The sequence below is a fragment of the Pedobacter chitinilyticus genome (assembly GCF_003313385.1).
GTDB lineage: Bacteria > Bacteroidota > Bacteroidia > Sphingobacteriales > Sphingobacteriaceae > Pedobacter > Pedobacter chitinilyticus.
The window spans coordinates 958,871-981,341 of sequence record NZ_QMHN01000001.1 but is presented as its reverse complement, the minus strand read 5'-3'; the positions used below and the strand labels follow the sequence as shown (position 1 = coordinate 981,341).

The window sequence follows — 22,471 nt, the reverse complement described above, 5'->3', positions numbered from 1 at the left end:
TTTTCAAATTTATGTTTCGTCATTTTCTTTTAGCTTCTTATTTCTTATTCGCATTTTTATTCCCCATGAAGGAAGATAAAACAACGGTTTTTATTATCGGAGATTCTACGGCGGCCAATAAGTTAACTAGAGCCTATCCCGAAACAGGTTGGGGCATGCCTTTTACCTATTTTTTCGATCAAAGCGTCACGGTAAATAACTTGGCAAAAAACGGGCGAAGTACCCGCACTTTTCTAAGTGAAGGTTTATGGACCACTGCCTTATCCACAATGAAAAAAGGAGATTACGTGTTCATCCAATTTGGACATAATGATGAAAGCAAAGAAAAAGTAGATCGTTATACCACGCCAGTACAATACAAGGAAAATTTGACCAAGTTTGTGAATGAAGCTAGAGCTAAACAAGCTACGCCAATTTTAATTACACCCGTATCAAGAAGGAAATTTGACAAAGAAGGAAAAGCACTTGAAACCCATCAAGAATACACTCCATTGGTAAAAGAAATTGCTGCAAAACTGACCGTCCCGTTAATTGATTTAGATGAAAAAAGTCGTGCGCTTTATCAGCAAATGGGTGAAGAAAATTCCAAGTTGCTATTTCTACAATTGCAAGCTAATGAGCATCCAAATTATCCAGAAGGGAAAGTAGATAATACCCATTTTAGCGAGCTTGGTGCCAGAAAAATAGCACAAATTGTACTTCAGGAAATCAAAAATCTTAAACTTCCTTTGGCTAATCAGGTGGTAAAACCAATCGTTAAAAAGTAATGAATACAAGGTGGATATGTAGTTTGGTGGTTTTATGGTGCTGTAGCTTTTCGGCGATTGCACAACCTAAAACTGCATATGATTTTGTAGTGGCTCAAGACGGATCTGGTAATTTTACCACCGTACAAGAAGCCCTAAACGCAGTACCCGATTTTAGGAAAGCAACTACAACCATCTTTATCAAAAATGGTGTTTATAAAGAGAAACTTAATCTTTCTTCATCCAAGCACCTAGTCACTTTAATTGGAGAAAGTGTGGCCAATACCATTTTAACCTACAATGACTGGGCACAAAAGAAAAACATCTTTGGTGAAGAGAAGGGCACTTCTGGTTCATCCAGCTTTTATGTTTACGGTCCTCAGTTTACCGCACAGAACATCACTTTTCAAAACACGGCAGGTCCGGTAGGTCAAGCGGTAGCGTTGTTTGTCGCTGGCGATAAAGCTCGGTTTATCAATTGCAGAATGTTAGGCTTTCAAGATACCCTTTACACGTATGGTTATGCTAGTAGGCAGTATTACTACAAATGCTACATTGAAGGAACGGTGGATTTCATTTTTGGATCCGCTACCGCTGTTTTCGAGGATTGCGAAATCTTCTGCAAAAAAGCGGGTTACGTTACGGCAGCATCTACACCAGATAGCACCCAATATGGTTATGTTTTTCTCAATACTCGTATTCACGGCGATGCACCAGAAAATTCCTTTTACTTAGGCAGACCTTGGCGTCCGTACGCTAAAACGGTATTCATCAATTGTGATTTAGGGAAACAGATCAAACCCGAAGGCTGGCATAATTGGAATAAGTCAGATGCAGAAAAAACATCATTCTACGCCGAGTATCAAAGCAAAGGCTTGGGAGCAAACAACAATGCCCGTGTTAAATGGTCACACCAGCTTACCGCAAAAGAAGTAAGCGAAAACTATACGCTCGAGAAAATTTTTAACGGTTGGAAACCGATGGAATAATCCGTCACTCCAACGCAATAAAATCTGTTTAGAGTATGAAAAAATTTATCTTCTTAGGGTGCTGTCTTGTTGGATTTTTGGCTTCAAAAGCACAAGATTATCCCAAGGAATTAAAAGTTGCCAAAGATGGTAGCGGAAATTACACTACTATTCAAGAAGCGGTAATGGCTGTTCGCGATTATAGCGATGTGCCAGTCAACATCTATGTCAAAGCTGGTGTTTACAAAGAAAAATTGGTGATCCCAGCACAGAAAACTAAGATTAGGCTGGTTGGAGAAAACAAGGACCATACGATCATCACCTATGATGACTACTCAGGGAAAGGAATCATTAATACTTATACTTCCCATTCGGTTTTAGTGCAAGGAAATGAATTTGTAGCAGAAAATTTAACCTTCGAAAATAGTGCAGGTCCAGTGGGACAAGCGGTAGCCTTGCATGTAGAAGCAGATCGGGTAATCATCAAAAACTGTAAGATTATCGGAAACCAAGATACGCTATTTCCTTCGGCAGATACCAGTAGACAATATTATGTGGATTGCTACATTGAGGGCACTACAGATTTTATTTTCGGGGCGGCAACCGTAGTTTTCGAACATTGTCACATCCATAGTAAAAAGAATTCTTACATCACAGCAGCATCCACTACAGCACATCAAGCGTTTGGCTTCGTTTTTTTCAACTGTAAGCTTACTGCAGCACCTGAATTTAAGAAAGTTTACCTCGGTAGGCCTTGGCGACCTTTCGCTAAAACAGTTTTTATTAATACCGAAATGGGCGACCATATTTTACCGCAAGGCTGGAGTCCATGGAATAAAAACGATAACCATAAACGAAGCTATTATGCAGAATATGGCTCGTTTGGCCCAGGTTACATTGCTGGGCAAAGGGTTAATTGGTCGCACCAACTCAGTAAAAAAGAACTCAAAAAATATACCCTTAAAAACATTTTCTCAGGTAGTAACAAATGGCTACCAGAAACTAAATAAATAGAAAAATGAGAAGAAATCAATTATACCTATTACTGGGCGCTTTTGCCTTGTTAAGCTGCTCAAAAAAAACCGAAGCGCCTGCAGTGAAGAAAGATCCTGTAACTAGAGATGATAAACCCGTGCAGGTACAAGAAACCCCTTACGCATTTCCAGGAGCCGAAGGCTATGGTAAAAATGCCACTGGCGGTAGAGGTGGAAGAGTCATTAAAGTGACGAATTTGAATGATGCTGGTGCGGGGAGTTTAAGGGAAGCTATTGCTGCTACTGGCGCTCGAATTATTGTGTTTGAAGTTTCTGGAAACATCGTGCTCAACAGCAAAATACAAATCAATAATGGCGATTTAACCATTGCTGGACAAACTGCCCCAGGTGATGGGATATGTATCCAAAACTATGAAATGAACGTGAATGCAAATAATGTCATCATCAGGTTTATGCGTTTCCGTATGGGCGATTTGACAAAGAATGAGCAAGATGCGCTTTGGGGGCGTTGGAAAGAAAACATTCTGATTGACCATTGCTCAATGAGTTGGTCTATTGACGAATGTTCGTCATTTTATGCGAATAAAAACTTTACCATGCAGTGGTGTATCTTATCTGAAAGCCTTAATAAATCTTTTCATGAGAAAGATGATCACGGTTACGGTGCGATTTGGGGTGGTTCAAGTGCTACTTTTCATCATAATTTGCTAGCACACCATAACAGTCGTAACCCAAGATTTGATGGCGGAAGTAGGGCAGGAACTGGAAAAAGTACCTTCGGCATCGACAAAGTGGATTATCGTAACAACGTGATTTATAACTGGGGTACAAACAGTAGCTATGGTGGAGAAAATGGTGAGTATAACATTGTTAACAATTATTATAAAGCGGGGCCAGGCACTTCTTCGAGCAAACGAAACCGCATTTTGGAACTATATATGGAGCCTGATGTAGCCACTTACGGTGCAGGCTACGGCAAGTTTTATGTGGCAGGCAACGTAGTAACCAACAGCACTGCCGTAACAGCCGATAATTGGAATGGTGGCGTAGATCGGAACTCGGGATTGAGTACAGCTAATTTTGCACTGACCAAACAAACAAATCCGTTTACCGCAGAGCCAACCACCATACATACCGCAGAGCAGGCTTACAATATGGTACTGCTTTACGCTGGGGCAAGTTACAAACGTGATGCGGTGGATACGAGGGTAACCAACGAAGTGAAAAATGGAACGGTAACTTACAATGGCTCTAAAACGGGTTTCAAAGGAATTATCGACTCACAAACCGATGTGGGAAGTTGGCCAACGCTAAACCAAACGGCTGTGTTAAAAGATACCGATGGTGACGGAATGCCAGATGACTGGGAGATTGCCAATAAGCTAGACCCGAACAAAGCCAATGCCAATGGTAGAGACTTAAGTTCTGCATACGACAACATCGAGGTTTACATCAATAGTTTGATCAAGGCCATTACCGAAGCACAGTACAAATAGACTTTTAATCATAAAATGAAGCAAACATTCGTAATCCTATTCGTAGCCCTTTCTTTAAATCTATTTGCCCAAAACGAAGTTTCAAAAGTTTGGGTGTCTGATTTGAGAAACGGAACTTATCAAAATCCTGTGATGGATGCAGATTATTCTGACCCTGATGCGATAAGGGTAGGTGATAAATTTTATATGATTGCTTCGAGCTTTGATGCCATACCAGGTTTGCCTATTTTAGAATCGATAGATTTGGTGAATTGGAAATTGATTGGTCATGCGCTAAAACGTCAGCCACCGTTTGAACATTTTGCTAAAACACAGCATGGGAATGGGGTTTGGGCACCAGCCATACGTTATCACAACAATGAGTTTTACATCTATTATCCCGACCCTGACTTTGGAATTTATTTAACCAAGGCAAAAAGTATTAATGGACCATGGACGGATCCTATATTGGTAGAAGCTGGAAAAGGTTTGATTGATCCATGTCCGCTATGGGATAATGATGGTAAAGTGTATTTGGTACATGCTTATGCAGGCAGCAGAGCGGGTATTAAAAGCCTTATTGTGGTAAAAGAAATGAATGCTGCTGGAGATAAAACCATTACCGAAGGTAGAATTGTGTTTGATGGACATGAGCAGGATCCGACCTTGGAAGGTCCCAAGTTTTATAAACGGAATGGCTACTACTATATTTTTGCTCCAGCTGGCGGTGTTTCTACAGGTTGGCAATTGGTATTGCGTTCCAAAAACGTATACGGACCTTATGAACGTAAAGTGGTGATGGACCAAGGTAAATCACCTATTAATGGTCCTCATCAAGGAGCTTGGGTTAATACGCCAAATGGCGAAGACTGGTTCGTACACTTTCAGGATAAGGATGCTTATGGACGAGTAGTGCATTTACAACCGATGAAATGGATTAACAACTGGCCAGTAATTGGAATAGATCATGATGGCAATGGAATTGGAGAACCAGTATTGATTCATAAAAAACCTACTGTTGCCAAAGCAAGTGCCATTTTTACACCAGCAGAAAGCGATGAATTTAATGGGGCTGCACTTGGCTTGCAGTGGCAATGGCAAGCAAATCCAGCAGCCATTTGGTCGTTTTTAAATATAAGCAAAGGTAGTTTGAGACTGTATACCGTTAAAACTCCAGATAGTGCTAAAAACCTTTGGGAAGTACCCAATATTTTAATGCAGAAATTTCCGACAGAAGAATTTACAGCAACTACCAAGTTTACTTTTACAGTAAATCCCAAATTAGAGAATGAGAAAGTAGGGCTAACTGTTTATGGATTGAGCTATGCCTATTTAGCGTTAAAGTCTAAAAAAGATGGCTTATACCTTGTTTATTCGGTTTGTAAGAATGCCGATAAAGGCAAAGCCGAAGTAGAGAGAACTTTGTTAAAGTTAGATGGCAAAGATATTTACTTGAGGGTAAAGGTAAGCAAAGGGGCCAAGTGCCAATTTAGTTATAGTAAAGATGGTCACACTTTTACGACTATTGACGATGTTTTTGAAGCTACTCCTGGTAAATGGATTGGCGCAAAAATGGGCCTGTTTGCCACTCGTGAGCAACAAACCAATGATAGTGGTTATGCTGATGTTGATTGGTTTAGGGTGACTAACTAAATATAGAGATAATCTAAATGTTGTAGGTCTACTTTCTTGTTTAAATGCCAAAAGCTAATAACTTCAATGATAAACCTGATTGAGCGGATTAGCCCACAGGTTGAGCTTGGCGAAACCGAGGACTATGAGCGAAAGCAGGGCCGCTAGTTCAAAAGAGGTTGGAACTCACTTTTCAAAAATAATTCAAAATGTTTCAGCTGTAACTTATTGTTTACAACCCATCATTTGGGAACGTTTGCATAGTTATTTTCGGGCTTTTAGTTCGTTTACTGGCCCAAACTGTGTAGACTTGTTATAGAATAGTGTTGCGGATTGTGGGTTATTGATGTACGTTTCGAAGGACGAACAGTACGCGTAACACCAAACAAGTAACTCATAACTTAAATAACCATTTATAAATATACACATGAACATGAAGAAAATTGTAGCTTCGATATTTGCCGTGATGATTGCTGCGCCGATTTTTTTGCAGGCGCAAAAGGCTTCTCCAAAAGCCTATTCGTTTAATAACCTGCCAGTAGTAGCTCAAACTTCTTTCAAAAAAGATACTTTCAATATTGTTAACTATGGCGCTAAAGGCGACGGGGTAACTTTAGTGACTAAAAATATTAACGATGCCATTATTGCCTGTAACAAAAAAGGCGGCGGGGTGGTATTGGTGCCCAAAGGTTTATGGATTACTGGACCCATTGAGCTAAAAAGTAACGTTAACCTGCACCTTCAAAAAAATGCTATTTTACAGTTCACCAGGGATTTTAGCCAGTATCATTTAGTGCAAAGTAATTGGGAGGGTTTGCCACAAATGCGTAATCAATCGCCGCTATGGGCTACTAACCAAACCAATATTGCTGTAACTGGCTATGGGATTGTTGATGGTGGTGGCGACGCTTGGCGAATGGTGAAGAAAAGTAAGCTGACAGAAACCCAATGGAAAAACTTAGTAGCTTCGGGTGGTGTACTTTCGGAGGATAAAAAGACCTGGTATCCTTCGCAAAAGAGTTTAGAGGGGTCAAAAATAAAAGGTAATCCAGGAGAAATTAGAACAGATAAGAATGCTGAATACTACGATTCTATTAAGGATTTCTTTCGTCCAAACCTGTTGGTATTTACTTCATGCAAAAAGGTATTGTTAGAAGGCGTTACTTTTCAAAATTCGGCAGCTTGGAACATTCATCCACTCATGTGCGAAGACGTAACGGTGAGAAATGTTTACGCTAAAAACCCTTGGTATGCACAAAATGGGGATGGTATTGATATCGAATCGTGCAAAAACGTATTGATTGAAAATAGCACTTTTGATGTGGGTGATGATGGCATTTGTATTAAATCGGGTCGTGACGCTTGGGGCAGACAACGTGCTATGCCAACTGAGAATGTGATTGTAAGAAATAGTACGGTTTATCATGCGCACGGTGGTTTTGTAATTGGCAGTGAAATGAGTGGTGGTGCTAAGAACATTTTTGTTTACGATTGTACTTTTATTGGTACTGATATTGGCCTGCGTTTTAAAACTACTAGAGGTAGAGGTGGTGTGGTGGAGAACATCCATATTAAAAACATTAGCATGATGGATATTCCAGGGGAAGCTATTTTGTTTGACATGTATTATGCGGCGGTTGACCCTATTGCTTTAGTGGGCGATAAACGTGAGGCTCCAAAAGTAGAAGCCTTGCCTGTAACGGAAGAAACACCAGTTTTTAAAGATTTTTATATTGACAATGTGGTTTGTGATGGTGCTGAGAAAGCCATTTTTGTACGTGGTTTACCTGAAATGAGTATTGTCAATATCAACCTAAATAATATCAACATCAAATCGAAAAAAGGAATTGATATACAGGAAGGTAAAAAAATTAACTTAAATAATGTGAAGTTGACCATTGAGCATGGTAACCCACTAATTAATATTCAAAATGGTAATGATGTAACGCTAAAAAATATCAGTTATAACAGTGCTGATTTACTTTTCAGAATTAGCGGAGATAGAAACAGTAACATTAAAACTTCGGGCCTAGACGTTTCAAAAGCGCAGCAGAAATCGGAGTTTTTGGCGGGTGCTCAAGAAAAATCATTACAAATCAACAAGTAAGTACATGAACAGGGTTTTTAACTATAGTATTGTAGCTGTTGCTTCATCGGTTTTATCGTTTAACGCAGTGGCTCAAATACAACCACTTTCGCAGCAAATGGCTGCAACGGTAATGGAAATCTGGAAGGATTCTTTAAACCTTAATCCAGAGGTGCCTAAAAAGGTGAAATGGGCTTATGACCAAGGTGTGGTTTTAGAGGGAATTGATGGTGTTTGGCGAAGAACTGGAAATGGTGAATATTTCAAGTACATGCAAAAAAGCATGGATTTCTTTGTGACTAAAGAAGGAAAAATTGAACGATACAAACAGACGGACTTTAATATCGACAACGTTAAAAATGGCCGTGTTTTGCTTACGTTGTACAAGGTTACTGGAAACAAGAAGTACTTTACTGCGGCAACCACGTTGTGGGAGCAATTGAAACAACACCCACGAACCAAAGAAGGTGGTTTTTGGCATAAGAAAATCTATCCTTACCAAATGTGGTTAGATGGTTTGTATATGGGACAACCTTTTTATGCAGAATACGCTGCTTTGGTAAAAGACGAAAAAGCTTTTGACGACATTGCCAATCAGTTTGTGTGGATGGAGAAAAATGCCAGAGACGTCAAAACAGGCTTGCTTTACCATGGATGGGATGAATCGAAAGCAGAAGCTTGGGCGAATAAAACTACAGGTAAATCGCCTAATTTTTGGGGCAGGGCCATGGGCTGGTATGGAATGGCAATGGTAGATGTATTGGAGAACTTCCCTGAAAATCATCCTCGTAAAAAGGAGATTATTGCTATTCTAAATCGATTTGCGCAAGCTTTACAAAAGGTACAAGATCCTAAGAGTGGTTTATGGTTTGATGTTTTGGATAAGCCTACTGGAAAGGGCAATTATTTGGAGGCATCAGCTTCGAGCATGTTTGTGTACACCTTTGCCAAGGCCGTTAGGAATGGCTGGTTACCTGCGTCATATTTTGCGGTAGCTGATAAAGGTTATAAAGGTATTCAGAAGGAATTTATTGAACAGCGAGCTGCTGGAAAGGTGAACTTGAAAGGAACGGTAGAAGTATCGGGCCTGGGTGGTAAACCCTACCGTGATGGCAGCTACGAATATTATGTGAGCGAAAAAGTGATTACCAACGATCCAAAGGGAGTGGGCGCTTTCTTGTTGGCTGCCAATGAAATGGAAATAGCGGCTACACCTAAAATAGGAAAAGGAAAAACGGTGGTTTTGGATTCTTATTTCAATAACGAAACGAAGAAAGATCAAAGTGGTAACGATCAGTCGTGGCATTATAAATGGGATGAAAGACCTAATGGTGGTTTTTCTTTTTGGGGCGAACAGTTCCAAAATTCAGGTTTCAAATTGAAAACGCTATACCAAGCACCAACGCAAGCTAATTTGAAAAATGCAGCGGTTTATATCATTGTAGACCCTGATTTTGAAAAGGAAAATCCGAACCCAAATTTCATTTCGGCTGCTGATGTCAAGCAAATTAGCGAATGGGTGAAATTGGGAGGTGTGTTGGTTTTAATGGGTAACGATGCACCTAATGTAGAACTGACCAATTTCAATAAACTGGCAAACGTTTTTGGGGTACACTTTAACGGAGACAGCAAAGGAACGGTGCCTGTGGCGACTAATTTCGAAACTGCAAAGGTGATTGTTCCATCTGGCAATGAAATTTTCAAGCCAAAAGACTTGTTCATTAAAGAATATAGCAGTTTGAAATTATCAGGAAATGCTAAATCTATCCTAAAAGATAAAGATGGCGATGACGTGATTTCGGTAACAAAATTTGGAAAGGGAACTGTTTTTGTGATTGGCGATCCATGGTTGTATAATGAGTATGTAGATGGAAGAAAACTTCCTGCCAATTATAAAAACTTTGAGGCAAGTCAAGAACTTGTGAATTGGTTGGCAAAACAAACTGCTGCGAAGAAATAAAATTGAAATTTGAAATGAGAAATGTCCTAGGTATTCTAATTGCTTGTATAGGTTTAAGCAGCTGTGCAACGGCACAAAATACAACTAATGCTAACGTTAAAACAGATAGTATTGCGGAGAAAATGCTAGTTTATCAGTTGAGCAATGGTGGTTGGCCTAAGCAATTGGAAGATAAAAGTGTGGTGAAATACGAGCATCCACTTACAGAGGCATTATTGCAGAAAATAAAGGCTACATCGGCACTTCATGCCACTATTGATAATAACGCCACCAGTAGGGAAATCAACGCTTTGATTTTGGCTTACAAACAAACTGCTAATAAAGCTTATTTGACGGCGGCGGAAAAAGGGATTGACTACCTTTTAAAGGCACAATATGCCAATGGTGGATGGCCACAATATTACCCTGATAAAAGCAGTTACAGAGCGGAAATTACCTATAATGATAACGCAATGATCAATGCGTTAACGATCATGTTAAATATTGTATATCAAACAAACGGCTTTGAGGTAGTAAATGCTAGTTATTTGCCTAAAGCAGAAAAGGCCTTAAAAAATGGCATTAATTGCGTTTTAAAAACTCAAGTACTTCAAAATGGCAAGCCCGTGATTTGGGCAGCGCAATATGATGAAAATACTTTGAAGCCTGCTAAAGCACGGGCTTTTGAGCCTGCATCTTTAAGCACAGGAGAATCAGTGGGAATTGTAAGGTTTCTAATGAAGTTGAAAAATCCTTCAATGGAAGTTAAAACAGCCATTAAAAATGCAGTGGATTGGTTTGAAAGTACTAAAATTGTGGGGTATAAATATGGCAGTATTGCTAATAATGATAAAGGTTTAGTGGCGGATGCCCAGGCAATCAGTTGGGCCCGTTTTTATGACTTAAACACCAACAAGCCTGTATTTGGAGACCGTGATAATTCTGTTAAAGCTAGCGTAGAGGAAATTAGCAAGGAGCGACGAGTGGGCTATGCTTGGTACGGTACATTTGCGCAGAATTTACTAGCAAAAGAATATCCTAAATGGTTAAAGTCTAACGGCGGATAACACGCAGTTATCTGTGATGTATCACTCCGACGATAGGAGGAATCTCAAACTATGCTGAAACGAATTCCAATTTTCCTATTAATTCTTTCGAGCTTTTATACCTTAGCCCAAAAGCAATATAATGTCCTTGACTGGAAAGCTGATGTAAGTTTAAATATCTATTTGGTGCAGCAAATGCGGAAACAATACGAAAAACGTAACGCTGATTTTTCCAAAGCATTAAAAACCAAAGCGCAAACACTCGCTTATATTGAAAGGGTAAAGCAAGAGGCTAAAAACTTGTTTAGAAAATTGCCTCAAAAGGCGACGTTAAATGCTCAAATAACAGGTGCCATAGCACAAGACGGATACAAGATCGAGAAAATCATTTATCAAAGTTTTCAAGACCATCATGTAACGGCTAATTTATACGTTCCAAATGCAAAGGGGAAACTTCCTGCCGTATTGCTTTTTTGTGGACATGAAGATGTCTCCAAAGCCACTGAAAGCTACCAAAAAACTGCTATTTTATTAGCCAAAAATGGTTTTGTTGTTTTTGTCATCGATCCTATTTCCCAGAGTGAACGGGTTCAATTAACGGATGCAAATGGGAAATCATTGACCAGAGGTTCTACCACCGAACATACATTGCTCAATTTATCTTCCAACTTATTGGGCACTTCAGTTGCAGCCTATGAATTATTTGACAATCAATGTGGTTTGGATTATTTGCTGACCAGAAAGGAAGTCGACACTTCTAAAATTGCTTGTGTAGGCAATAGCGGAGGTGGAATGCAAACGATTTACTTTGCCGCTATTGACAGTAGGGTGAAAGCGATAGTGCCTTGCAGCTATTTGGCCAGTCGTGAAAATACCTTGGCCACTACTGGAGCAGCAGATGGATGCGCACAAATTCCAAATGAAGGTGCGCAACACTTGGAAATGAGCGATTACCTAATTGCCGCTGCTCCAAAACCTACGTTGGTACTTGCAGGTAGGTACGATTTTATCGATTACAATGGAACTTTGCAATCATTTAATGATCTGAAAAAGGTTTATGCTAGTCTTGGCCACCCTGAAAAATTATCCTTATTTACCTTTGATGATGGTCATGGCATTTCGAAACCTAAACGAGAAAAAGCGGTACAATGGCTTCGCAAATGGTTTTATAACGATGATCGAGTAATTGTAGAACCAGAGTTGGTTGCTTTAACCGATATGGGTTTATTTTCCAGTGCAAAGCAAAAGGTGAGCTTAAGTTTTCCTGAAGAAGTAACCGTTCAGAATAAGAACGAATTGCTTTATGAACAATACGCCGAAACCCGTAAAGCATTTGCAAAATTGGGTGAAATACAACGCAAAAAAGCTATTCAAAATCTGTTAAGTATCAATTTAAATTCACGAAAGCCTAATGTCGAAAAAGCAGGTGAAGTTCAAGTAAAGGGTTTGTCTTTTGAGAAATTGATTATCCGAAAAGACGATGAAATTCCTCTGCCAGCTTTGATCGCTTATCCTAAAACTAAGGTGAAAAATGTAGTCATTTGGTTGAGTGATGAAGGAAAGAGTAAATTAATAGATAGCGTAGATGTTTCCGATGAAAACACTGCCTATATTTTCGCTGATCTCCGTGGAACTGGAGAAACGATGGATAAGACTGAAATGAATGACCCAAAATATTTTAGTAAAGACTATCGTAATGCCATGTTAGCCCTGCATATTGGCGAACCGTTGATTGGGCAAAGGGCAGAAGACATCGCTACGCTTTTGGATTTTATTTCTGGTAATCAACAACTTTCTGGAGCTGTAATAGAGGTCAACACGAAAGGAAATGTTGGCGTAGCAGCATTACATGCGGCATTCTTTACGCCAGAGATCAACAAACTTCATTTATACCAGTGTCTTGAAAGCTATCAGCAAATCCTTAAGCAACCTTTGGTCAAAGACAGGTATGGGTTAGTCGTAAATAGCATTCTTGAATATTATGACATTCCCGATATGGTCTCTTGGATAAAATCTACTGAAATTTCTTTTCATAAATAATTTAAATTTTATCGAGCCATTTCCCCGAAACTACAGTCTATCTTAAAACAGATAGTCTAATGAGATATACGCAACCTAGAATTAAATACGCAGCAATAGTCTTACCGTTGTTTTTGCTGATCGCTTTGTCATTTAGAAACAGTAAGAAAAAAATCGAAAACACTTTTACCTACGAAGGAAAAGCGTACAAGCCTGGAGATACCGTTTATGGTTTTAAGCAGTATGTAAAACTGGTGGTTGGAGATGAAGACGCTCCCTTGATATTGGGCGTTCCTCATGATGGAACAAATATCGGTAGTCCCGAAATTCCCGAAACAGGTACCACAGGTAGAGACATCAATACTTTGCCCTTAGCTTTCGAAATTGCCTCAAATTTCAAATCTTCTACCAAAAAGCGAGCTTGGATTGTAATCAACACCATTGCCAGAAAACGTATGGATCCCAATACATTTCCAACCGATGTGGATAAAAGATATACCAATGAAGATGCAAAAAACAGCTACTTAAGTTACCATGGTTTGTTAAAGGCAGCCATCAGTTACATGGCCGAATATCAAAAGAAAGATAAAGGTGCTTTGTTTCTAGATTTGCATGGACAGGCACATACTTATCAAAATCCGCAAACTTATGTTTCTGTGAGTGGTAAATCTTTGGAAAGTAAGTTTATAGACCAAACCGAATTAGGTTACGGTTTAAGTAATTACGCCATTTCACAAAGTGACGAATATTTGGATAAATTGGCAGATTCATCATCTATTGCGGCTATCGCTAAAGCCAACCCGCAAGTGCGTTTTTCGGAGTTGATTAGAGGCCCTTATAGTTTTGGAGGTTTATTGGAAACGGAGAAGATAGTAGCCGTACCTGCACCTGGTTTGAAAACGCTCGAAGCAAATGCTACTTTGTTCGGGACTGATGCAGAGGGTAATGCTAAAAAGAGACCCTATTTTAACGGAGGATATTGCACCCGTAAATATGGAACAACCATTTCTGGGGCAACTAAAGGTTTCCAAGATAAAATATCTTCGATACAGGCCGAAACTCCTGGAATTACAGTGAGAAATACAGAAAGCATTAGAGAAGTTGCTGGCGAAAGATTTAATAGAGCAATTATTGGCTTTTTAAACAAGTGGTACGGCTACAATTTTAAAAGTAAGTAAGAGGAATTCTATGTACTGAAATTAACCTCGTTAATTAGTTAAATTTTAAGTCGTTGCATATATGAGCAACGACTTTTTTGTTGTGTAAAATTGGGGAATTAGGCTACCGTTTTAACGGTATGTTAAAGCAATGTTAAGTGTTAGTGTTGGGGAAAAAAATACTCATTAAAATGACGTTAATACGCTATTTTAAAATAACTGTGGAAATAATTTCACTATGTGTAAAATATCATTTATTTTCGAGACGATAATTCCTTAAAAAGCTGAAAATTTTAAGGAATGCATGGCCAACACAATAACAGAATACACAAGGTTTGTTAAAGTTTTATACCGCTCGGAATAAAGTATTTAAGCAGATGAAGCGCAAATATCTAACAGCGATGCTGGAAAGTATTGTGCTAAAATTTGTGGCATGTAAACGATATCCTATGTTGAGCATTTGCTTTATCATATGCTTGCTTCTGTTTTCTATTCATTCAAAAGCTCAAGTTTGCGGTACTTCAGGTATCGATGGGCCAAGTACCAATACCAATCCCATCAACACCTATTATCCAGTATCAGGAGATAAGACTTTAAATGCTGGTCAAAATTCAATTCTTTTAGAAGGCGTTCCTGCCACCGATGCTTATGGAAACAACTACGGTAACATAGGCATTCGTCCTGGTGATTTAATTTTAATCATTCAAATGCAGGATGCATTGATTAATTACAACAACAATAATCAGTATGGTAGCGGAACAAATAACAGCGGTGCCGATGGCCTAGGTGGTACCGGATACACAAACATCGGTTTCTCAGGGAAATTTGAATATGTAATTGCACTAAATATTGTTCCCATCACTGGCGGTACTTTGAATTTTCGCGGTGCTGGAGCAGGAAATGGAGTAGTTAACACCTATGTAAATGCAGCGCCCACCGCTACAAGAGGGCAAAGACGATTTCAAATTGTTAGAGTGCCTCAATATTCTAACTTAACACTTACTGCCGATATTACCACCGTGCCATATAATGGAAAGGCTGGTGGAGTAATCGCTTTTGACGTTGCTGGAAATATGAATTTCGGCGGTTTTAAAATTGATGCCTCTGAGAAAGGGTTTAGAGGCGGATTTGGTCCAGTTGCTGGTTCTGCAAACAATACAAACAGCGTTTACGTAACCCCTTCAACCAGCACTACCTCGGTTGGAAAAGGCGAGGGGATAGCTGGAACGCCAAGATATATGTTTGACGGCTATAAAGATTTTGACAATATAGACGAAGGCTTGCCAGGAGGCTCATATGGAAAAGGAGCCCCAGCTAATGGCGGTGGGGGCGGAAACGACCATAACTCTGGTGGCGGCGGGGGCGGCAATGGCGGTTACGGCGGTGTAGGTGGTAAGGGCTGGGAAGGACATGCCAATCCTAATACTTTCCCTAGCGGCGGCCGACCTGGAAGTCTTATACCAGTAGATATTACCCGCTTAATTATGGGCGGTGGTGGCGGTGGTGGAGATGCCAACAATGCCACTACAGGTGTAAAAGGAGGTGTTGGAGGAGGTATCATCTTGGTGAATGTGGAGAAAATTACGGGTGCAGGTTTGATCATGTCTAACGGAGGTAACGGCCAACCAGGTGTATATGGTAGTGCTCCGGATGGTGCTGGTGGCGGTGGTGCCGGTGGAACTATCTTTGTAAGATCTTTAACCAATAGTGCCGGAGCAAATTTAACTATACAAGCTAATGGCGGACGTGGTGGTAATACGTTAAATGATGCAGGCAATGAACATGGACCTGGCGGTGGAGGCGGTGGCGGAGTAATCTATCACAACGTTCCAGGTGCTACCGTTGCTACTTCGGTAGCTCTTGGTGTTTCTGGACGAGCAGACAACGGAGCTGGTACTAATCACGAAGCTGGTAACGGAACCGCAGGCCAAGTAGTCGCTTTTACCAGTGCAAGTTTGCCTCCTCACTTACAAGGTGGTGGACAAATATGCTACCCAACCCTTACCACTGTACTAACAGAAGCAAATCCAGGTATTCCAGGAAGTAGAAATCCAGGAACTACTGCTACTTATACCTTAACGCTTACAAATAGCACCACTGGTGGAAATGCGGGTGGGGTACAAGCAGAATTAAAATTACCAACAGGCTTTACTTTAACCTCTATTACAGCAAGTTTGGTAGGAGGAACTGCTGGGGCTACTAATCCTCCAGTAAACTTGGTAGGCGGTGTGTACTATATCGGTTCTGCTAACTTAGCCGATGCCTATAACATTCCTCCAGGTGGCCAAGTGGTATTTACTATTAATGTAAATATTGCAAACAATGTGGCAGAAGGAATGCATCATGCGAGTGCACAAGCAACTTATCTGGATCCAACACGTACTTCTGCAAATCCAAACAGGAGAGTCACAGCAGCTACAAATGGGTTTGCAGGAAGTAATACATCATACGAAACAGGCGGTGCAGGTAATGTTAACGGAGTCAATTACAACGGTAATTTAATTGCTTCAACAGGAGAAGATGTTCACATTAATGCAAAACCTCGTCCAAATAATTTAGAAGTTGATGTGATTGAATGCGATACGAAGGCAGAAGGCCAACTTACCGCAACAGATCCTGATGCCGCACATACCGCTTCAACACTAGTTTATTCGCTAGAAGGAACATACGACACTTCTAAAGGTACGCTAACTTTAAATCCAAATGGAACCTTTGTTTTTATTCCATTAGTTAGATTTTTCGGCACTATTAACATCCAATTTAGGGTAACCGATCCTCTAGGTGCTTATGATATAGGGACGTTGACCATTAATCAACCTAAGCCATTATTAGATCTAACAGAAACAATTATTCACATTAGCACCTATGGAGCAAACGATGGGGCTATTTCCGTAGTTTCTACTGGAGGTGTTGGTACACATACTTATCGCTGGGAATATCCAAATGGAAGTGTAGTTACAACTAAAGATATCAGCAATCTATCTCCGGGCCAATATACACTAACAGTAACGGATGCCAATAACTGTTCTTATTCAGAAACTTATATCGTAAGAGAACCTCCGTTGGTTACATTACAACCTACTCAAAGTATTTGCATAGGCGAAACAACTGTACTGCTTCCTTATACCAATCCAAGAGTAAACCCAATTACTTACAGTATTGTATGGGATAATAATGCTCAAACGGCTGGACTTGTAAACGTAACAGATGTTACATTGCCTGCTATTGTTACTCCAGCCACCAGCGCTAATATTAACATAGCTGTGCCTACTGCTGTTCCAGTGGGTACTTACCACGGATTGTTACGAGTAAAAAATGCAGCTGGTGATAGCAGTGGCAATCTGGCATTTCAAATCGTGATTACGCCATATCCAATTAAGGCACATATTCAACTTGTCAATTAACAACAATATTAAATAGAACATTACAAACCCGAAAACAATGAAAACAACAATTACTCGCAACGTCATTACTACCTTAATTCTGCTTTTGGGCTTAACTTTTTCTAGTTACGCTCAAACCTACTACGATGTTTATTTGTGTGATAATGCTACGGCAACACTTCACATGCCCGAAGAATCAACTTTAACTGCTGGTGATAAGGTACACTGGTATTTAGCAGGTACAGAAGTAGCTGTTTATACCTATTCTGTGGCCAATTCAACCAATTATACGGTTCCAAACAATTTAACCGTTGGTTCGCACAACTACACCACACGTATAGAATCGGCCGCAGGCTGTTTAGGTGACCCATCTGATCCGTTTTCGGTTTATAAACTTCCAAATAAAACATTGGCGTTAAGCGCACCAACTAACTCTACTTATTGCGGTGACGCAAGCGGTCCAGCGGCGAGCTCGCAAATTACAGCTACAGCAACACCTGCTGCTTCGCTTCCTGATGGTGTTGGCTACACTTACACTTGGTCGGCTACATTTAACGGAAACCCTGTAACGCCAATTACTTCTATCGGTTCTAGCAATGCAAGCACCACTAATCAAAATATATTTACTTTAACAGCTACTCAAGCTGGAACTTATGTATTTAATGCAACCGTAAATTATACACTTTTGCCAGGTAACCCAGGGGTACTAAGAGCAGGTGCAGGATGCGAAGTGTCAGCAACTACATCTCAATCAATCACTGTAACACCTAAACCAGGCAAACCAACAATTTCTTTGGTTAACTAGTAAATAGTGAAGCTTCGGAGGCTGACATACTTGGTTTTACTGCTTTTGCAAGTAACAATTGTAAAAGCGCAGACCGCCAATGAAGTAAGAATACGACAGGGAGGAACGGCGCATCTTAGAGTCGATAATCCAAATGGAACATATTCTTACCAATGGTACAGGTATGGGCAACCTATATCCGGAGCTAGCACTTTTATGTACAATACCACTACTGCTGGTGACTACCAAGTAAGAGTCATCAGTCAAGAGGGGTGCGGATCTGATTTATCCGATGTGTTTAGAGTAATTGTTGAATATTCAAATTTGGAGGTAATCAAAAAATCGGAAACTCGATTTGTGGGACCAAATGAACCTTTCACCTATATGATTACGGTTCGCAATATCGAAAACACAGACAATCCAAATGTTCAAGTGACTGATATCTTTCCTCCAAATTTGAAATTTATCTCCATGGATAGACCTTCGCTTGGTACAGCAGAATATGTAAATGGGCGAATCAATTGGACCATTCCTTTACTAGTCTCTGGAGGACCAGCTGCCACCTTGTTAATTAAAGCACAGGGAACAATGGCGGGTAATGTCGTCAATACTGTGACGGTGGCAGGTGGAGATCCAACACTACCAGATCCAGATTTGGGCAATAACACCTCTACTGATGTTAAGAAAATCATCGGCAATATTAAAGTGCCAAATGTGATTACGCCTAATGGTGATGGCAAAAATGATGTACTTAAAATAGACGGAATTGAGCTTTACAAGGAAAGCAGTTTAGCTATTTTCAATCGCTGGGGTAACGAAGTATATAGAAGCCCAGGGAGCTACATTAACAATTGGAGTGGCGAAGGCTTAAGTGAAGGTACTTATTACTATGTGCTCAAATTAGTGTCAAAGGAAGGCGCTCAAAGTGCAGTTACGGGTTATATCACTTTATTAAGAGATAAATAGTATGGGAAGAAGAAGTTGGTATATTATCTTTTTATTTACAATGCAAAGCTTTGGAAGCTTTGCACAACAAGACGCACAGTACAGTCAATATATTTTTAATGCGATTTACATCAATCCTGCGTATGCGGGTTACCGGGAGCGATTGAATCTCAACGCCACTTACCGAAATCAGTGGACAGGCATTAATGGTGCACCTAAGAGTTTCACCATGGCGGCCGACATGCTAATGCCAAATGAGAGGGTTGGCCTTTCGTTAATTTTGTCTGCTGATCAATTGGGTGCCCAAAAAAACCTCTCAGCCTTTGTAAATTACGCTTATCGTTTTCCAGTGAACGAAGACGAAACCAATAAACTAGCCTTTGGATTGGGCGCTGGGTTTCAACAGTTCGGTATTTATGGCGATATGTTGGAGCCAGGCGACTTGGGCGATAATTTCATTCCAACAGGTACGGTGAAGGAAATAGTCCCTGACGTGCGTGCTGGCGTTTTCTTTTCAACCCCTCGAATGTACATCGGCGCCTCGGCAAACAATATCATTGGAAGGTTTTTGATGGATAAAAAGAAGCTGGACTTCAATTTTCCTACGCCTAAGCCACATTTTTACCTTACAGCAGGTACATTGATTCCGTTAGTGGAATACGAAATCGATTTCAAGCCATTTTTCTTGATTAAAGATGATATTGCTGGTCCAACGGTATTAGATCTAAATGCTTTTTTTCTGTTCAAACAAAAGATATGGATAGGAGCTGGCTACAGAACAGGAATTAAAATCTACAATAAACCAGCCGTGGTAGGGAATACCAGAAATACCAATGCACTGATTGGCATGGCCGAATTTTTCATTAGCGATAAACTCAGGTTAGGTTATTCTTACGACCATAGTGTAGGTAGTTTGGCAGGCTACAGTGGCTCAACCCATGAAATTTCCGTAAGTTGGAATTTTATGAATGAGAGAGAACGTCGTGTTAATTTCTGTTATTTCTAAAGCTCGTAACTAATTCCACGTTCTGGAATTTCTACGGCATAACCTTCTTCTTGTAAGGCAGTTTTAAATGCGGTTAAACTGCTGGCTTCTCCATGTACCAGAAATACTTTTTTCAATTTGGCTACATCTTGTTGTCTAACGATATTCATCAGGTCGTTATGGTCGCCATGTCCACTCAATAAATCGGTCTTTGTTATTTTAGCATAAACCATTAAATCTCTATTTCGCAAACGGATGATTGGGTCCCCACGTAATAACCGATCACCCAAAGTGCCCTTGGCGCAATATCCAATAAATAGGATGGTGCAGTAATAGTTTTGAATATTGTAGTAAATATGATCTTGAATTCTGCCGCCTTCCAGCATTCCTGCCGAAGAAATAATAATACAAGGGTCTAAGTAATTGCTTACCGCCAAGCTTTCTTTCTGTGTACGCAAATAGGTGAGGTGCTCAAATTCAAACTCGTCTCCTTTATCCAAGTAAAAGCTTTTGGCCTCTTCACTTACATATTGATGGTGCTTACGATAGATTTCTGTAGCATAATTAGCCAAAGGACTGTCCACAAAAATTTCTACTGGCGGAAGTAAGCCTTTATTGAAAATTTGGTTCAGCTTAAAAATCAATGACTGCGTTCTACCGATACTAAATGCAGGAATAATCAATCTACCTGGGTTTTTAATGCAGGTTTCATTAATTACTTCTACCAATTTATCATCTAGTGAAGTATCATTGCTATGCAAACGACCACCATAAGTGGACTCACAAATCAAATAATCTACAGCAGGTAAAGGGTCTGGATCTACCAATACTGGATAATTCTTTCGGCCAATGTCACCCGTAAAAGCTATTTTTTTAGAAACACCATCTTCATTAATGTTTAAGATGACCGAAGCAGCGCCAAGCAAATGTCCCGCAGGAACAAACGTTAACTCAATGGTGCCGTTAATTTTAAAAAGTTTATGAAAGCCAATGGTGACAAATCTATCCATGGTTTCCATCACATGCTTTTGAAGATACAAAGGTTGAGGCCCGCTATGGCCTCTTTTTCTACCCCTGTGTTTTTTATTTTGCTTTCCTAAAAAGATGTTTACTGAATCAAATAGTAGGATTTCGGTCAAATCTGCCGTAGGACCAGTACACAAAATCTGACCATCATAACCCATCCTGATCAACGTAGGTAAGTTTCCTGAATGGTCAATATGTGCATGAGTTAAAATAACTAAATCTATTTCTGTAGGATTGAAAGGGAAGAATAAATTTTGTTCTTGGTAGGAGCCTTTCTCATAATCAAGTCCGCAATCAATTAAAATATTATAGTTGTTTAGTTGTAAAAGGTGCATGCTTCCCGTAACCTGCTGTGCAGCACCCCATATCGTTAACCTCATTCGTCGCAATCAAAAAAATAATCGTACAAGATATGTTTTTTTGTATGGAATAGCCGACAATCGTTAAATATTTTTAGATAATTAAATAGCAACCAAGCGCTTCATTAAACGTATTACTTATACACAGTATTAAATGGTGGAGATACTCTTAAAAAGGTGTTAAAGTGCTGTTTTATATCGGTTTTAATGAGGGTTTTCTTCTTTTGGATATAGAACATTTTTACCATGAATAATACTTTGGCATAGTTTTTTCGAAAGGCAATATGGTTTGGTAAAAGCAAATAGAAATAGCTGCAAACTATTTCTAAAACGTTTTGTTACCTATCATAATTTAAACTAAATGGTGCAGCCGCTTAAGGTTTCATCAACTAAAACAAAAGGAACGATGAAAAATATATTAGCAGTAATCGCAATTGGGGCAACAGTTTTGGTCTCTTGCGGTAAGAGTGACAAACAAGTTGAATTAGAAAAGCAACAAGCAATTGTTAAATATAGAGATAGCATCAGGCTGGATAGCTTTAAACGTGCAGAAGTAGAAGCCGAAAAACGTAGGGTAGAAGAAAGGCATCAAGCAGAATTAGCCGCTGCTAGACGTAGTGCTTCTTCAAGTTATAGTTCTGGTGGTACAGTCACTACTTCTTCTGCAGGTGTAACCACTACGCCAGCTAAGAAAAAAGGTTGGAGTGATGCAGCTAAAGGTACCGCCATTGGTGCTGGAGTTGGTGCACTTGGTGGTGTGCTGATCGATAAAAACAACGCCCGTGGAGCCATTATCGGTGGTTTGGCAGGCGCAGGAGCTGGTTATGCCATTGGTAGGGCCGAAGATAGAAAAAGTGGCCGAGTACTGAAAAAACAATAAACTCTATCATATATATAAGCGCCCATGTCCTAAAAGCATGGGCGCT

At 39.9% G+C, this 22,471-nt stretch carries 16 protein-coding genes; 15 read left to right on the top strand and 1 reads right to left on the bottom strand.

From position 1 onward, the window contains the following. The first annotated feature begins 11 nt into the window (after nucleotides 1–11). The 14 genes from DUT70_RS04200 (at nucleotide 12) to DUT70_RS04135 (ending at nucleotide 20,181) form a co-directional block, all read left to right on the top strand. A complete protein-coding gene (locus DUT70_RS04200) occupies nucleotides 12–767 on the top strand; it encodes a rhamnogalacturonan acetylesterase (RefSeq protein WP_113646023.1) in 756 nt (251 codons plus the stop codon). Beyond that, nucleotides 767–1,735: a pectinesterase family protein gene (locus DUT70_RS04195; protein ID WP_113646022.1), complete on the top strand. Its 969-nt coding sequence runs from the start codon at nucleotides 767–769 to the stop codon at nucleotides 1,733–1,735. The genes DUT70_RS04200 and DUT70_RS04195 overlap by 1 nt, the downstream gene beginning before the upstream one ends. A gap of 35 nt (nucleotides 1,736–1,770) precedes the next feature. Then, entirely contained in the window at nucleotides 1,771–2,724 is a 954-nt protein-coding gene (locus DUT70_RS04190) for a pectinesterase family protein (protein ID WP_113646021.1), read from the top strand. 8 nt (nucleotides 2,725–2,732) lie between these two features. Next, nucleotides 2,733–4,205 carry a pectate lyase gene (locus DUT70_RS04185; protein ID WP_113646020.1) on the top strand — a complete coding sequence of 491 codons (1,473 nt, stop codon included), beginning with the start codon at nucleotides 2,733–2,735 and terminating at the stop codon, nucleotides 4,203–4,205. Nucleotides 4,206–4,220: 15 nt separating this feature from the next. Beyond that, on the top strand, nucleotides 4,221–5,837 hold the full coding sequence (locus tag DUT70_RS04180) for a glycoside hydrolase family 43 protein (RefSeq protein WP_113646019.1): 1,617 nt from the start codon (nucleotides 4,221–4,223) through the stop codon (nucleotides 5,835–5,837). A gap of 412 nt (nucleotides 5,838–6,249) precedes the next feature. Further along, entirely contained in the window at nucleotides 6,250–7,923 is a 1,674-nt protein-coding gene (locus DUT70_RS04175) for a glycoside hydrolase family 28 protein (protein ID WP_113646563.1), read from the top strand. 4 nt (nucleotides 7,924–7,927) lie between these two features. Beyond that, a complete protein-coding gene (locus tag DUT70_RS04170; RefSeq protein WP_113646018.1) occupies nucleotides 7,928–9,862 on the top strand; it encodes a glycoside hydrolase family 88 protein in 1,935 nt (644 codons plus the stop codon). A gap of 14 nt (nucleotides 9,863–9,876) precedes the next feature. Next, nucleotides 9,877–10,908: a pectate lyase gene (pelA, locus tag DUT70_RS04165; protein WP_113646017.1), complete on the top strand. Its 1,032-nt coding sequence runs from the start codon at nucleotides 9,877–9,879 to the stop codon at nucleotides 10,906–10,908. 51 nt (nucleotides 10,909–10,959) lie between these two features. Continuing rightward, on the top strand, nucleotides 10,960–12,927 hold the full coding sequence (locus tag DUT70_RS04160) for an alpha/beta hydrolase family protein (RefSeq protein WP_113646016.1): 1,968 nt from the start codon (nucleotides 10,960–10,962) through the stop codon (nucleotides 12,925–12,927). A gap of 59 nt (nucleotides 12,928–12,986) precedes the next feature. Continuing rightward, nucleotides 12,987–14,084: a hypothetical protein gene (locus DUT70_RS04155; RefSeq protein ID WP_128353288.1), complete on the top strand. Its 1,098-nt coding sequence runs from the start codon at nucleotides 12,987–12,989 to the stop codon at nucleotides 14,082–14,084. Between the two features lie 356 nt (nucleotides 14,085–14,440). Beyond that, nucleotides 14,441–17,467 carry an Ig-like domain-containing protein gene (locus tag DUT70_RS04150; RefSeq protein WP_128353287.1) on the top strand — a complete coding sequence of 1,009 codons (3,027 nt, stop codon included), beginning with the start codon at nucleotides 14,441–14,443 and terminating at the stop codon, nucleotides 17,465–17,467. Nucleotides 17,468–17,504: 37 nt separating this feature from the next. Then, a complete protein-coding gene (locus tag DUT70_RS04145) occupies nucleotides 17,505–18,251 on the top strand; it encodes a hypothetical protein (protein WP_113646013.1) in 747 nt (248 codons plus the stop codon). 45 nt (nucleotides 18,252–18,296) lie between these two features. Then, nucleotides 18,297–19,196 carry a T9SS type B sorting domain-containing protein gene (locus tag DUT70_RS04140; protein ID WP_128353286.1) on the top strand — a complete coding sequence of 300 codons (900 nt, stop codon included), beginning with the start codon at nucleotides 18,297–18,299 and terminating at the stop codon, nucleotides 19,194–19,196. A 1-nt stretch (nucleotide 19,197) separates the two neighbouring features. Further along, a complete protein-coding gene (locus tag DUT70_RS04135) occupies nucleotides 19,198–20,181 on the top strand; it encodes a PorP/SprF family type IX secretion system membrane protein (protein WP_113646011.1) in 984 nt (327 codons plus the stop codon). On the opposite strand, the gene DUT70_RS04130 is transcribed toward DUT70_RS04135, so the two are convergent. Next, on the bottom strand, nucleotides 20,178–21,566 hold the full coding sequence (locus DUT70_RS04130) for an MBL fold metallo-hydrolase RNA specificity domain-containing protein (RefSeq protein WP_113646010.1): 1,389 nt from the start codon (nucleotides 21,564–21,566) through the stop codon (nucleotides 20,178–20,180). The genes DUT70_RS04135 and DUT70_RS04130 overlap by 4 nt on opposite strands. 385 nt (nucleotides 21,567–21,951) lie before the next feature. On the opposite strand from DUT70_RS04130, the gene DUT70_RS04125 reads away from it, so the two are divergent. Beyond that, a complete protein-coding gene (locus DUT70_RS04125) occupies nucleotides 21,952–22,425 on the top strand; it encodes a YMGG-like glycine zipper-containing protein (protein ID WP_113646562.1) in 474 nt (157 codons plus the stop codon). Nucleotides 22,426–22,471: the final 46 nt, after the last annotated feature.